General features: G+C 66.5%; 14 protein-coding genes. 9 read left to right on the plus strand and 5 right to left on the minus strand.

The window, feature by feature from the left end; genetic code table 11:
• Nucleotides 1–68: 68 nt before the first annotated feature.
• The 3 genes from BVH73_RS09380 to gatC are packed head-to-tail and all read right to left on the minus strand — an operon-like array spanning nt 69 to nt 2,538.
• Nucleotides 69–719 (minus strand): LysE family transporter, encoded by a 651-nt coding sequence (locus tag BVH73_RS09380; protein WP_079418072.1) that lies wholly within the window; start codon nt 717–719, stop codon nt 69–71.
• 8 nt (nt 720–727) lie between these two features.
• On the minus strand, nt 728–2,242 hold the full coding sequence (gatA, locus tag BVH73_RS09385; RefSeq protein WP_079418074.1) for an Asp-tRNA(Asn)/Glu-tRNA(Gln) amidotransferase subunit GatA: 1,515 nt from the start codon (nt 2,240–2,242) through the stop codon (nt 728–730).
• A complete protein-coding gene (gene gatC / locus BVH73_RS09390; RefSeq protein ID WP_079418076.1) occupies nt 2,239–2,538 on the minus strand; it encodes an Asp-tRNA(Asn)/Glu-tRNA(Gln) amidotransferase subunit GatC in 300 nt (99 codons plus the stop codon). Before gatC ends, gatA begins: the two co-directional genes overlap by 4 nt.
• A gap of 283 nt (nt 2,539–2,821) precedes the next feature.
• On the opposite strand from gatC, the gene BVH73_RS09395 reads away from it, so the two are divergent.
• The 9 genes from BVH73_RS09395 to BVH73_RS09445 all read left to right on the plus strand — a co-directional run bounded on the left by BVH73_RS09395 (nt 2,822) and on the right by BVH73_RS09445 (nt 12,397).
• Nucleotides 2,822–3,865 (plus strand): rod shape-determining protein, encoded by a 1,044-nt coding sequence (locus tag BVH73_RS09395; RefSeq protein ID WP_079418078.1) that lies wholly within the window; start codon nt 2,822–2,824, stop codon nt 3,863–3,865.
• Nucleotides 3,866–3,955: 90 nt separating this feature from the next.
• Nucleotides 3,956–4,918 (plus strand): rod shape-determining protein MreC, encoded by a 963-nt coding sequence (gene mreC, locus BVH73_RS09400; protein ID WP_079418080.1) that lies wholly within the window; start codon nt 3,956–3,958, stop codon nt 4,916–4,918.
• Between the two features lie 38 nt (nt 4,919–4,956).
• Nucleotides 4,957–5,493: a rod shape-determining protein MreD gene (gene mreD, locus BVH73_RS09405; protein WP_079418082.1), complete on the plus strand. Its 537-nt coding sequence runs from the start codon at nt 4,957–4,959 to the stop codon at nt 5,491–5,493.
• A 62-nt stretch (nt 5,494–5,555) separates the two neighbouring features.
• Complete coding sequence (gene mrdA, locus BVH73_RS09410) at nt 5,556–7,793, plus strand: penicillin-binding protein 2 (RefSeq protein WP_079418084.1); 2,238 nt, start codon at nt 5,556–5,558, stop codon at nt 7,791–7,793.
• A 31-nt stretch (nt 7,794–7,824) separates the two neighbouring features.
• Nucleotides 7,825–8,943 carry a rod shape-determining protein RodA gene (gene rodA / locus BVH73_RS09415; RefSeq protein WP_079418086.1) on the plus strand — a complete coding sequence of 373 codons (1,119 nt, stop codon included), beginning with the start codon at nt 7,825–7,827 and terminating at the stop codon, nt 8,941–8,943.
• 323 nt (nt 8,944–9,266) lie between these two features.
• The gene (locus BVH73_RS09425) at nt 9,267–9,614 is read left to right on the plus strand and encodes an NIPSNAP family protein (RefSeq protein ID WP_079418088.1); all 348 of its coding nucleotides are present in this window, start codon (nt 9,267–9,269) and stop codon (nt 9,612–9,614) included.
• Entirely contained in the window at nt 9,611–9,955 is a 345-nt protein-coding gene (locus tag BVH73_RS09430; protein ID WP_079418089.1) for an antibiotic biosynthesis monooxygenase family protein, read from the plus strand. The genes BVH73_RS09425 and BVH73_RS09430 overlap by 4 nt, the downstream gene beginning before the upstream one ends.
• Before the next feature lie 30 nt (nt 9,956–9,985).
• Nucleotides 9,986–11,233, plus strand: coding sequence for a metalloregulator ArsR/SmtB family transcription factor (locus BVH73_RS16090; protein WP_245800310.1), 1,248 nt, complete (start codon nt 9,986–9,988; stop codon nt 11,231–11,233).
• Between the two features lie 165 nt (nt 11,234–11,398).
• The gene (locus BVH73_RS09445) at nt 11,399–12,397 is read left to right on the plus strand and encodes a sulfurtransferase (protein ID WP_079418093.1); all 999 of its coding nucleotides are present in this window, start codon (nt 11,399–11,401) and stop codon (nt 12,395–12,397) included.
• 52 nt (nt 12,398–12,449) lie between these two features.
• Here the strand turns inward: BVH73_RS09445 and BVH73_RS09450 are convergent, their stop codons facing one another.
• Together BVH73_RS09450 and BVH73_RS09455 are read right to left on the minus strand one after the other, a co-directional pair.
• Nucleotides 12,450–12,803: a transcriptional regulator gene (locus tag BVH73_RS09450; RefSeq protein ID WP_079418095.1), complete on the minus strand. Its 354-nt coding sequence runs from the start codon at nt 12,801–12,803 to the stop codon at nt 12,450–12,452.
• Nucleotides 12,800–13,219 (minus strand): hypothetical protein, encoded by a 420-nt coding sequence (locus BVH73_RS09455; RefSeq protein ID WP_079420495.1) that lies wholly within the window; start codon nt 13,217–13,219, stop codon nt 12,800–12,802. Before BVH73_RS09455 ends, BVH73_RS09450 begins: the two co-directional genes overlap by 4 nt.
• Between the last annotated feature and the right edge of the window lie 23 nt (nt 13,220–13,242).

Below are 13,242 nucleotides of genomic sequence, written 5' to 3' on the forward strand. Positions count from 1 at the left end.
AGCTTGGGCTATGGGCTTGTCGCCCGCAGCCAAATTCATCCCCAATCCACCCGCCATCATCCCGCGTCCTATTGAACAATCTGGGCTGAACGGCGAAACGCCGAGAGCAGCAGCGCGGCGCCGATGAACAGGGTGCCAAAACTGCGCTGCAGCCAGAGTTGGTGCCGGGGCGAGCGCAGCGCGACGAGCACGCGCGCGGCCAGCAGGGTGTAGGCGTTCATCACCACGATGTCGGTGATGAACAGCGACAGCCCGCACAGCAGATACTGCGGCAGCTGCGGCGCCGCGGGGTTGATGAACTGCGGCAGCACCGCGAGCATGAAGACCAGGCCCTTGGGGTTGCTGGCGTTGATGAGAAAGCCGCGCATCACGAGCTGGGTGCGCGTGGGCGGCGTGGCGCTTCTGGCGCTGCCGTCCCCATCGACCAGGCTATGCGCAGGCGCCCGCCATTGCTGGATGCCCAGCCACAGCAGATAGGCCACGCCGAACCACTTGATCGCGCTGAACGCGGTTTCGCTGGCGGCCAGAATTGCGCCCAGCCCTGCGGCGACCACCACCAGAATGGCGGCGATGCCCAGTTGCAGGCCGAGGATGTTCCACACCCCCAGGCGCCAGCCGAAGCGCAGGCCCGTGGTCATGCACGAGATCGCGCCCGCGCCCGGCGAGAGGCTGATGAGCCAGCTCGCCACGAAGAAGGTCAGCCAGGTATGCAGATCCATGGTCGTGTTTAGAACGGGCTGCGGCGATGCCAGTCGCTCGCCTGCTGGAACTGGTGCGCGAGCTGTAGCAGGCGCTCTTCAGCGAAGTGCGGCCCGATGAGTTGCAGGCCGACCGGGCGGCGCGCGTTGGCGCCCGCGCCGAAGCCCGCGGGCACGCTCATGCCAGGCAGCCCGGCCAGACTGGCCGAAAGCGTGTAGATGTCGGCCAGGTAGTTGGCCAGCGGGTCGGCCTTGTCGCCCAGATTCCACGCCACGGTGGGCGATACCGGGCCCGCGATCACGTCGCACTGGGTGAAGGCGCGGGCGAAATCGTCGGCGATGAGGCGGCGGATCTTCTGCGCCTGCAGGTAGTAGGCGTCGTAATAGCCGTGCGACAGCACATAGGCGCCGATCATGATGCGGCGCTTGACCTCGGGGCCGAAGCCTTCGGCGCGGCTCTTGCCGTACATCTCGGCCAGGTCTTTGTAGTGCGCCGCGCGATGGCCGAAACGCACGCCGTCGAAGCGGCTCAGGTTGGAGCTGGCCTCGGCCGGCGCGATGATGTAGTAGGCCGGAATGGACAGCTCGGTCAGCGGCAGCGAGACGTCCACCAGCGTGGCGCCCTGGCCCTCCATCGTCTTGAGGGCTTCGCGCACGGCGGCTTCGACCTCGGCGGCCAGGCCCGCGCCGAAGTACTCGCGCGGCAAGCCGATGCGCAGACCCTTGATCGGCTGTGCGGCGGTGGCGCCGGGCAGGGGGTGATCGAGTGCGGCGACATAGTCGGGCACGGCGCGCTCCACGCTGGTGGCGTCGCGCGGGTCGAACCCGGTCATGGCCGTGAGCAGGGCGGCGCAGTCCCACGCGGTCTGCGCCATCGGGCCGGCCTGGTCGAGGCTGGAGGCGAAGGCGATCATGCCGTAGCGCGAGCACAGGCCGTAGGTCGGCTTGATGCCCGTGATGCCGCACATGGCCGCGGGCTGGCGGATCGAGCCGCCGGTGTCGGTGCCGGTGGCGGCGCTCACCAGGCGCGCGGCCACCGCTGCGGCCGAGCCGCCCGACGAGCCGCCGGGAATGGCGGTGGCGTCCCAGGGGTTGCGCACGGGGTTGTAGGCCGAGTTCTCGTTGGACGAGCCCATGGCGAATTCGTCCATATTGGTCTTGCCCACGGTGACCATGCCGGCGCCCGCAAAGTCGTCGGCCCCCGAGCCCAGGCGGGCGACCACGGTGGCATCGAACGGGCTGGCATAACCGGCCAGCATGCGCGAACCAGCGGTGGCCGGCATGGCGCGGGTGACGAACACGTCTTTGTGCGCCACCGGCACGCCCAGCAGCGGCCGGGTGTCGCCCGCGGCGCGGGCGCTGTCGGCCGCCTGCGCGGCCCGCAGGGCGCCTTCGGCATCGACGTGGAGGAAGGCGCCCAGATCGGCGTGGGCGGCGATGCGGTCGAGCGCCGCGCGGACGAGTTCGACGCTGGAGACCTCGCGTGCGGCCAAGGCCCCGGTGAGCGTGCGCAGGTCGGCGGTGGACGGGTCGGCCGCGTTCATTCGATCACCTTCGGCACGAGGAACAGGCCATCCTGCGCATCCGGCGCGTTGCGCAGGGCCGCGTCGCGGATGTTGCCCTCGGTCACGGCGTCGGCGCGCAGGCGCAACGGCATGTCCTGCACGGCCGAGAGCGGGTGGGCCAGCGGGGTGACGTTGTCGGTGTTGACCGCGCGCATTTGCTCGACCACGGCAAAGAACGCATTCAGGTCGGTCAGCATGTGTTCGCGCTCGCTGACGGACAGATCCAGCCGGGCGAGTTGCGCCAGGCGGTCGATATCGGGAAGGGTGAGGGACATGGCGGGGGGGCGGAAACGATCAGGCCGTCCGGCGGACCCTCCGGCAAGCGGAGAATCTCTCGGAGAACAGGCGGGCAGTTCGCAGGAACGAAGCAGGGACGATCGGGCGAAAACGCGCTCCGGTCTCCCCTGGAAAGGCCTGCGGAAAACGCCATTTTATGCGCATGCATGGGTTATGATGCGTCGATTTGGCGCGCAGGATTTGTTCTGAAAATCAAGCCCTGCTGTTGCTTATTCCACACACAACCCGCTACTTCGGCGCCCGCTGCGCCTTCTACCGTCCATGTTCCGAACCTTTCGTCAGTATTTTTCGACGGACCTGGCCATCGACCTCGGCACCGGCAACACCCTGATCTATGTGCGGGGCAAGGGCATCGTGCTCGATGAGCCGTCTGTCGTTGCCATCCGCCATGAGGGCGGCCCCAGCGGCAAGAAAACCATTCAGGCCGTCGGCAAGGAGGCCAAGCAGATGCTCGGCAAGGTGCCGGGCAATATCGAGGCCATCCGGCCGATGAAGGACGGCGTGATCGCCGACTTCACCGTGACCGAGCAGATGCTCAAGCAGTTCATCAAGATGGCGCACGACACCCGGATGTTCCGGCCGAGTCCGCGCATCATCATCTGCGTGCCCTGCGGCTCCACCCAGGTCGAGCGGCGCGCCATTCGCGAGTCGGCCCTGGGCGCGGGCGCCAGCGAGGTCTATCTCATCGAAGAGCCCATGGCCGCTGCCATCGGTGCCGGCCTGCCGGTCAGCGAAGCCACGGGGTCGATGATCGTGGACATCGGCGGCGGCACGACCGAGGTCGGCGTGATCTCGCTGGGCGGCACGGTCTACAAAGGCAGCGTGCGCATGGGTGGCGACAAGTTCGACGAGGCCATCATCAACTACATCCGCCGCAATTACGGCATGCTGATCGGCGAACCCACCGCCGAGCAGATCAAGAAGCAGATCGGCTCGGCCTTCCCCGGCTCGGAAGTCAAGGAAATGGAAGTCAAGGGCCGCAACCTCAGCGAAGGCGTGCCGCGCAGCTTCACCATTTCGAGCAACGAAATTCTCGAAGCGCTGACCGACCCGCTCAACCAGATCGTCTCGGCCGTGAAGAACGCCCTGGAGCAAACCCCGCCCGAACTGGGCGCCGACATCGCCGAGCGCGGCATGATGCTCACGGGCGGCGGCGCGCTGCTGCGCGACCTCGACCGCCTGCTGGCCGAGGAAACCGGCCTGCCGGTGCTCGTGGCCGAAGACCCGCTGACCTGCGTGGCCCGCGGCAGCGGCATGGCGCTGGAACGCATGGACCGGCTGGGCACCATTTTCACGTCGGAGTAATCGACGGATTTTCCGGGGCACGCCGTGTGGTGTGGCCCCGTTCCGGGTTCTGTTGCGAGCTGTTCTGGCGCTGCGTTTCTTTTCGTTCCCATGGCCTACGGCACTCTTGAGCGCTCTCCTCCGCCGTTCTTCCGGCAGGGGCCTTCTGCGCTCACGCGGCTGCTGCTGTTTTCCGCGCTCGCGGTGTTGCTGATGGCGCTGGACGTGCGGTTCAAGGTCACGCCCATGTTGCGGCAGGGCTTGTCGGTGGTGATCTATCCCTTGCAGCGCATCGCCCAGGCCCCGGTGAATGGGGCGCGGGAACTGGGCAGCTACCTCGAAGCGCCGACCAAGGCGCAGGAGGAGATCAGCCGTCTGCAGCGCGCCAACGTGGCCTTGTCGCTGCAGGCTCAGCTCGAAACGCAGTTGCGGCTGGAAAACAACCGTCTGCGCAGTCTGCTTCAGCTGCAGCAAAGCCTGCCTCCGCAGTCGGTGGCGGCGCAGATCAGTGCGCAGGCCAGCGACCCGTTCAGTCGCACCGTGGTGATCAACCGGGGCAGCCTGCAGGGCGTGGTGCTGGGCTCGCCCGTGATCGACGAGACCGGCCTGCTCGGGCAGGTCACGCGCGACTACCCCTGGAGTGCCGAAGTCACCCTCATCACCGACCGCGACGCCGTGGTGCCGGTGCAGAACCAGCGCACCGGCGAGCGCGGCGTGCTCTACGGCGAACCGGGCATGGCCCAGGGCGGCATGGAGTTGCGCTGGATGCCCGCCGCAGCGGATGTGCGGGCGGGCGATGTTCTGGTGACCAGCGGCGTCGACGGCATTTACCCGGCGGGCCTTCGGGTCGCGCGGGTCACGTCGGTGACGCGCCAGCGCGACACCGCTTTCGCCCGGGTGATGTGTGCGCCCATGGCCGATGTCGAGGGCGGGCGGCATGTGCTGGTGCTCAAGCCGCTTACCCCGCTGGTGGCCGGGTCCACGGTCGAGAAGGGCGGGGCGCCGGTGAAGCCAGCGGGCGCGGCTTCCGTCGTGCCCACGGCTGCGGCCTCTCGTGGAATGGGGCATAAGTGAGCTGGCTTCCACGCCGTCGCCGGTCCGATCAGGTCGTCATGCCCACGGCGCGGGCGCCTGCCGGCGGCGCGCGCGAAGTGCTGCTGCTGCCCGTCAAGCCCTGGTTCATCGCCTTGAGTCTGCTGGTGGCGCTGTTGATCGACTTTCTCCCGCTCGGGCGTCTGGCGTGGATGCCCGATCTGGTGGCGCTCACCCTGGTGTTCTGGAATGTGCATCAGCCGCGCCGTGTGGGCATGGCCGTGGCCTTCGTGCTGGGGCTGGCGGTGGATGTGCAGCAGGGCTCGGTGCTGGGCCAGCATGCGCTGGCGTACACGGTGTTGAGCTATTTCGCCATCAGCCTGCATCGGCGCCTGCTCTGGTTTCCGCCCCTGCAGCAGGCCCTGCACGTGCTGCCGCTGCTGGTGGCCACGCAGTTGCTGCTGCTTCTGGTGGGCATGTGGGCGGGCGGAAGTTTCCCGGGATGGATGTTCCTGTTGACGCCTTTCCTGCAGGCCGCTTTGTGGGCACCGCTGTCGTGGGTGTTGCTGGCCCCCCAGCGGCGCGCACCAGACTCCGATCGCAATCGTCCGCTGTGAGGGCGGATCTGCTGAACCTTGCGAGCGAGCCCGGCTCCAAAATCCTTTGATCTGCCGCCCCCATGACTGAGCTGCGCAATATCGAACGCGAGTTGCTGCGCTTTCGCCGCCGTGTGATCCTGGCGGCCGGCGTGGTGGTGCTGAGCTTTGCGCTGCTCATCGGTCGCTGGCTTTGGCTGCAGGTGGTGCGGCATCGGCAGTTTTCCACCCAGGCGCAGGACAACCGCATCGCGCTGGTGCCGATTCCGCCGCAGCGCGGCCTGATTCTCGACCGCAACGGCATCATCCTGGCCAACAATTACGCGGCTTACACGCTGGAGATCACGCCGTCGAAGATCCAGGGCACCCTGCAAGGCACCATCGACGCGCTCAAGGCCATCGTGCCCATCACGCCCTTCGACGAGCGGCGCTTCAACACCTTGCTGGGGCAGTCGCGGCGCTTTCAGTCGCTGCCCATCCTCAACAAACTCACCGACGATCAGGTGGCGCGTTTCGTGGCGCAGCGTTTCCGCTTTCCGGGCGTGAATGTGCGGGCGCGGCTGTTCCGCAACTATCCGCTGGGCACGCTGGGCTGTCATCTTCTGGGCTATATCGGCCGCATCAACCAGGCCGAGCAACAGCGCATCGACGACAGCGACGACGCCAGCAACTATCTCGGCACCGACCATATCGGCAAGCTCGGCGTGGAGCAGGCTTATGAGGCGCAGCTGCACGGCGTCACGGGCTATGAGGAAGTCGAGGTCAACGCCACGGGGCGCCCGGTGCGCAAGATCAAGACTGTGGCCGCCACGCCAGGCCAGAACCTGGTGCTGGGGGCGGACATCCGCCTGCAGAAGCTCATCGAAGACCTGTACGGCAAGCGGCGCGGCGCCTGCGTGGCCATCGATCCGCGCAACGGCGAGGTGCTGGCCTTCGTCTCCATGCCGACCTTCGATCCCAATCTGTTCGTCGACGGCATCGATCAGGCCAACTGGGACGCGCTCAACACCTCGCCCGACCGGCCGCTGCTCAACCGCGTGCTGCGCGGCACCTTTCCGCCCGGTTCGACGTACAAGCCGTATCTGGCGATGGGCGCGTTGACCGATGGCATTCGCACCGCGCAGTGGAGTTTCCGCGACCCGGGCTATTTCCTGTTCGCCGGGCACCGGTTCCGCGACGACGTGCCCGGAGGTCACGGCATCGTCGACATGCGCAAGGCCATTCAGGTTTCGTGCGACGTGTATTTCTACATGGTGGCGCACGACTGGGGCGTGGACGGCATGGCCAACTACACCAGCAAGTTCAGCTTCGGCCAGGCCACCGGCATCGACCTGCAGGGCGAGGCCAAGGGCGTGTTGCCGAGCAAGGCCTGGAAGCGCCGGGTCTTCCGCAGCCCGGCGCAGAAGGTCTGGTACCCGGGCGACACCATCAGCTTAGGAATAGGCCAGGGCTACAACACCTTCACCCCTTTGCAGATGGCCACAGCCCTGTCCACAATGGCGAATCAAGGCACGCGCTACGCGCCCCGCGTGGTGCGCGCGGTGGAGGACATGGCCACACGGCGATTCACGCCGGTGCAGGCGCCGGTGGCCGAGCGCATCTCCATGAATCCGGCCTATTGGCAGGTCGTGCACGACGGCATGATCGGGGTGAATCAAACCGGGGGCACGGGGGCTGAAGCGTTCAAGGGCGCGCAGTACACCAGTGCGGGCAAGACCGGCACGGCCCAGGTGTTCACCGTCGGCCAGAACCAGACGTATGACGTCAAGGACGTGGCGCATCACCTGCGCGACCACGCCCTGTATGTGGTTTATGCCCCGGCCGAGAACCCGGTGATCGCCCTGGCCATGATCGTGGAAAACGCTGGTTTCGGCGGCGTGGCCGCTGCGCCGATCGCGCGCAAGGCGCTCGACTACCACCTGCTCGGCCTCTATCCCACCGATGCCGAGATCGAGAAGATCAGCGGGGCCAAGCCGCAGCCCGTGACGTTTGCCTACGCGGGCGAACGTGAGGGAGTTCCCCATGTCCCCGGGTCCAAGCCCCCGCCCGCGCCAGCCGCGTCCGCCCCCGAGGGAGCGGCCTCCGGGGCGAAGGCGGCGGTGCCTGCCGCGGCGACGGCCGCGTCGGCGGCTGGGTCGGTGGACAAGCGAGCAGCCCCCGGCGCCTCCGCTGCGGCGCGGGCCACGCCCACGGCTTTCGATGCCGATGCGCTGGGCAACTATCCGCGCACGGCCTGCATGGGCGGACTGCGCGCACCGCTGTTCACCCGCTTCGGCGCACGGCCCGACGTGAGCGACGACTCGGAAGGCGTGCGGCTATGAGCGCACTGCAAAGTCACAGCAAGGGGGGCTCATGAACGCGACTTTTGGACGTCCGCCGCTTTGGCATCGCGTGCGACCGTTCCTCACCGGCTTCGACGCGCCACTGGCCGCTGGGCTGCTGTGGTTGGTGGCCATCGGCTGCATCGTGCTGTTTTCGGCGCTGCAGGATGCCCACGTGCCGTTCGACGACCACCTGCGCAATCTGGCCATCGGCTTTCTGGTGCTGTTCGTCACCGCCCAGGTGCCGCCGCAGCGCCTCATGCAGGTTGCCGTTCCGGTCTATACGGTGGGGGTGGCGCTGCTCGTGGCCACGGCCATGTTCGGCCTGGTGCGCAAGGGCGCGCGCCGCTGGCTCGATCTGGGCATCACCGTGGTCCAGCCTTCGGAGATCATGAAGATCGCCGTGCCGCTGATGCTGGCCTGGTACTTCCAGCGGCGCGAGGGGCAGATCCGGGTGAAGGACTTTTTCATCGCGGCCGTGCTGCTGGCCATTCCGGTGGGGCTCATCATGAAACAGCCCGACCTCGGCACCGCGCTGCTGGTGCTGTTCACCGGGGCGTTCGTCATCTTCTTCGCCGGGCTTTCATGGCGGGTCATCGGCGTGCTGGTTGCTCTGGCCGCGGCGAGTGCGCCGGTGCTGTGGCACTTCATGCACGACTATCAGCGGCAGCGGCTGATGATGCTGCTCGACCCGCAGAGCGACCCCCTGGGCAAGGGCTTCAACATCATTCAGAGCATGATCGCCATCGGCTCCGGCGGGGTGTTCGGTCAGGGCTATCTGCACGGCACCCAGGCGCATCTGAACTTCGTCCCCGAATCGCATACCGACTTCGTGTTCTCGGTGCTGGCCGAGGAGTGGGGGCTGGCGGGCAATCTGATGCTGCTGGCCGCCTATGCCTTCTTCATTCTGCGCGGGCTGATGATCGCGGCCAACGCGCCCACGCTGTTTTCGCGCCTGCTGGCCGCGTCGGTGACCCTGATCTTCTTCATCTACGCCTTCGTCAACATGGGCATGGTGTCGGGCATCCTGCCGGTGGTCGGCGTGCCCCTGCCCTTCGTCAGCTATGGCGGCACAGCGCTCATCACCCTCATGCTGGGCGCGGGCATGTTGTTCTCGATCGCCAAATCGAAGCGGCTGGTGCAGAGCTGAGCGCGCGCGCTCGCGCTGCCATCGCGGCGAGTTGCAGCATCTGCAGCGGGGCGCGCAGCCCGGTGCCGATGGCGTGCACCGCGAGATTGACCACCGAGGTGTCGATCTGGGCAATGAGCACCGCGAGACAGAGAATGAACAGCGTGGCGCGGCGACCGTCGGTCGTCGCGGAAATCTGAGATGGGAGAGTCTTGACAATGGCTTGGCGTGGAGGAGAAGCCATCATTCCACCGGGCTTGTGACCATGCTTCGGCGTACGCCGAAGCATGTGCCAGGCAAGCCGCCCAGAATTGGCGCCATGGACATTGCAACCGGAGAACGCCATGACGCTGACCTGTCTGATCCGCTACGAAATCGACCCCTTCCAGCTTGATGCCTTCAGGCAGTACGCCGCGAACTGGGGGCGCATCATTCCCGCCTGCGGTGGGCATCTGGTGGGGTACTTTCTGCCGCATGAAGGCACCAACGACGTGGCCTGGGGGCTGATCGCCTTCGAATCCTTGGCGGCCTACGAACGCTATCGCCTGCGTTTGAAGGCCGATCCGCAGGGAAGCGAGAACTTCGCGTTCGCACAGGCGCACCGCTTCATCTTGCGCGAGGAGCGCAGCTTCGTGTCGGTGGTCGACGGCACCTTGGGCATGCCGGCACATGCCTTGGAGGCCGGGGCATGATGGCCGTCATTTTCGAAGTGACGCCGCGCGAGGGGCGGCAGGACGACTATCTCGCCTCGGCGGAAGGGCTGCGTGCTCATCTGCAGCAGATCGACGGCTTTCTCTCCATCGAGTGCTTCGCCAGTCTGTCGCAGCCGGGCAAGCTGTTGTCGCTGTCGTTCTGGCGCGATGAAGAAGCCGTTGCGCGGTGGCGCAGTCTGGACGTGCATCGGGCCGCGCAGGCGGCGGGGCGCGGCGACCTCTTCAGGGACTACCGCTTGCGCGTGGCCGCTGTTGTGCGCGACTATGGTTTGCATGACCGCGACCAGGCGCCTCCCGATTCCCGGCAGGTGCATGGCTGAGCAAAGCGCGATCAACCTTCACCCGCCCCCATGACCCACGACATCGACATCGCCCGCATCGCGGCCCTGGTGGGCGAACCTGCGCGTGCGGCCATGCTGCTGGCGCTGGGCGACGGCCGGGCGCTGCCGGCGGGCGAACTGGCCGCGTGTGCAGGGGTGAGCGCGGCGACCGCCAGCGGCCATCTGGCCGCGCTGCGCGACGCTGGCTTGCTGAGCGCGAAGCAGCAGGGGCGCCATCGCTATTACCGGCTGGCATCCGAGCAGGTGGCGGCGCTGCTGGAGTCGCTGATGCTGGTGGCGGCCCAGGTTTGCGAGACGCGGACAACGTCGAGGGTCGACCCCATGCTGCAGGTTGGACGCACCTGCTACAGCCATCTGGCAGGCCGCTTGGGGGTGTCGATCTGCGACGGGCTGACAGCCCGGGGCGCTTTGCAGATCGCGGATGATCTCGCGCATCTGACGCCGCAGGGCCTGGTGTTGCTGGGCCATCTCGGGCTTGATGCGGCACTGCTGCAGAGAAATGCGGTCAGCAGGACCTGCATCGATTGGAGCGAGCGGCACCACCATTTGTCAGGGCCTCTGGGGGTGGCTGCGCCCTCACCTCGACAGTCGCGCCGTGAGCCTGACCGCGCGCGGAACACGTCAATGGGGCGCGTTCTTTGGCCGCATCGAAGATGGGGGCGTCACATCTTGATACGTTTGATCGGTCGAATCCCGTCAGAATGGCCGCCGTGCGTGCCACAGAGTGCGCCGTCACCCAAAGGAGAAGACATGCAGTACAAGCTTTCGGCCCGTGGACTACGCGGGTTTTTCCTGGCCTTTTCGCTGTTCGGCGCCGGTCTGGCGACCGCGCAGGCGGCCAATCCGTCGATGTTGAACGATTTCAAGTTCGACTCGCCCACCTTCATTCACCAACTTCCCTTCGCGCAGTACAAGATGGTGCTGCAGGTGAGTGAAGACGATCCTCAGCGCTGGGCCCTGGTGCTCAACAACGCCCAGAACGCGCTCGATTATTTCGGTCAGGAGAAGGTGCAAGTGGTGGTGGTGGCCTACGGTCCCGGACTGCGCATGTTGCTCAAGGACAGCCCGATGGCGCAGCGCATCGCGGCGCAGGATGCCGAAGGCATCGAGTTCGATGCCTGCCACAACACCATGGAAGGCATGGCGAAGAAGCTCGGTCACCTGCCCGAACTCGTTCCGCAGGCGGTCATCGTGCCGGCCGGGGTGGTGCGCATCATGCAACTGGAGCACGCGGGTTTCGAGTATCTGAAGCCTTGAGTCTTTGCGGTGCGCGTGGCGGCGGACGCCATACTATGCAGAGTATTTTTGTTTGATTTCTAGCAATTCATCGATTTGTTCGATGAAAAATGCGGGGATTGCCGCTGTTGCGGCGCCCTGCAACACTCCAGAATCCGCTCCTCACATGACAAGGGAGGAAGCGCGATGAGCATAGGGAGAATTCTCGGGTTTCAGCGTTGGGGCAGGGCCCTGGCGGTCTGGGTGCTGGGGGCCTGCGCCGGCGTGGCCCAGGCCATGGTTCTGCCGGGTCCGTTGGTGACGCCGCCGTGGCTGCATGAACATGCGTCCAAGGTGCAGATCGTGGACGTTCGCGACAACCTCGATTCGTTGACCAACGATCCCAAATTCAGCACCGTCAAGGGTCAGAAGGTGCTGGACGAAGTTGGGGGGCACGTTCCCGATGCGCTCTCGGTGAATTTCTGGGGCCTGCGCCAGAAGCGCGACATCCAGGGCCATCCGGTGGACTTCCTCATGCCCACGGCCGAGGAGTTCCAGGCCAGCATGCGGGGCGTGCAGCTGCAGCAGGACAAGCCCATCGTCATCGTGCCGACCGGTGACGACGCCACCTCGTTGCAGGAGGCCGCCTTCTTCGCCTGGGAATTGCAGGTGTTTGGTGTGCCGGCCGAGCAGATCGCCATTCTCAACGGCGGCATGCATGCCTGGATTTCCGCAGGCTACGACGTTGATACCGATGCCATCGCCCCGATGACGGCGAGCAAGTGGACGGCCAAGACGGCCGACCGCAAGCTGCTGGCCACCACCGAGGACGTCCAGGCGGCCCAGCGCAACCACGCCCTACTGCTCGACGCCCGTCCACTGCCCCAGATCGTCGGCCTCGAGCGCACGCCGGTGGTGCCGCGCGCGGGTCGGCTGGCCGGCGCCCAGCCGTTGCCCGCCGAACTCTTCTATCGCAATGCGGACGATGGCTCCTGGCGTTTTCTCTCGGCGCCGGTGTATCGCCGGGTCCTGGCGGCGGGCGGCGTGAAGCGGCTCGCCCCCGGCATCGTGTATTGCAATACCGGGCAATACGCGGCGGGCGCCTGGTTCGTGCTCGATCGCATCATGGCCGTGAAGGGGGTGCGCTCCTATCAGGGCGGCATGAATGAATGGGAGCAGCGCGGTCTGCCGGTCACTCCCTACTGAGCGTCCCCGAGTTTCCTTGAGAGCCGGGCCTGCCGACGATGTCGGCGGGCCGTCATCGGCTCGGGGTGACCAAGGCCGGAGTCTGCGGCGCAGGGTGCGCGGATGAAGAATCGGCCTGGGCGAAGGCGATCAAGCCTTTCAGTGCGGCGACATAGGCCTGCAGGGCTTCGTGCCCTGAGGGCGTGAGCGCATAGGCGGTCTGGGCGCGAGGCCCCTCGGTGATCCGGCTCGCCTGCAAGTATCCCGCGGCAAGCAGCTTTTTCAGGTGCGCGTCCAGATTGCCGTCCGACACATCGATCAGACGCTTGAGGTCGGAAAACGTGGCCTGCCCCGCCCCGGCGAGGTAGGCCGCGATCTGTGTGCGCAGAGGCTGGTGCAGCAGGGGATCAAGGGCGTCGATGCTCACGGCGCGGGCGGATTCAGGGCGTCCATCTGGAGGTGCAGCACGGCGGCGTCCTTGCCGTTCTTGCCGGGGATGTGGAGTTGGACCTGGGTCTTGAGCATCTGGCTCCAGGGGATCCAATGCCGACCGTCCAGGCTGGCGTATTGCCGATAGCCGTAGATGCCGTGTTTGAGGACGACATGGAGGGTGGATTCGCCGGTCTGGGCAAAGGCGCTGCCATCGACCACGGTGCGGATCGGCAGCGGCGTGCCTGCCGGGAAATAGAGCACATAGGCATCGCCGGAGGGCAGCGGCTGGCCCACGTTGACGACGGGCAGCTTGGCCGTTTCGGCCGCGGTGGGGGCGGGCCCGCCGGGCAGCGTGCTGCAAGCTGCCAGCGTGGCGCTGGCAAGGAGTAAAGGCAGAAAAAGGTGTCGCATGAAAAACTCCATGAAAAGGTGAG

The organism is Thiomonas intermedia (genome assembly GCF_002028405.1).
In the GTDB taxonomy this organism is placed as follows: domain Bacteria; phylum Pseudomonadota; class Gammaproteobacteria; order Burkholderiales; family Burkholderiaceae_C; genus Thiomonas; species Thiomonas intermedia.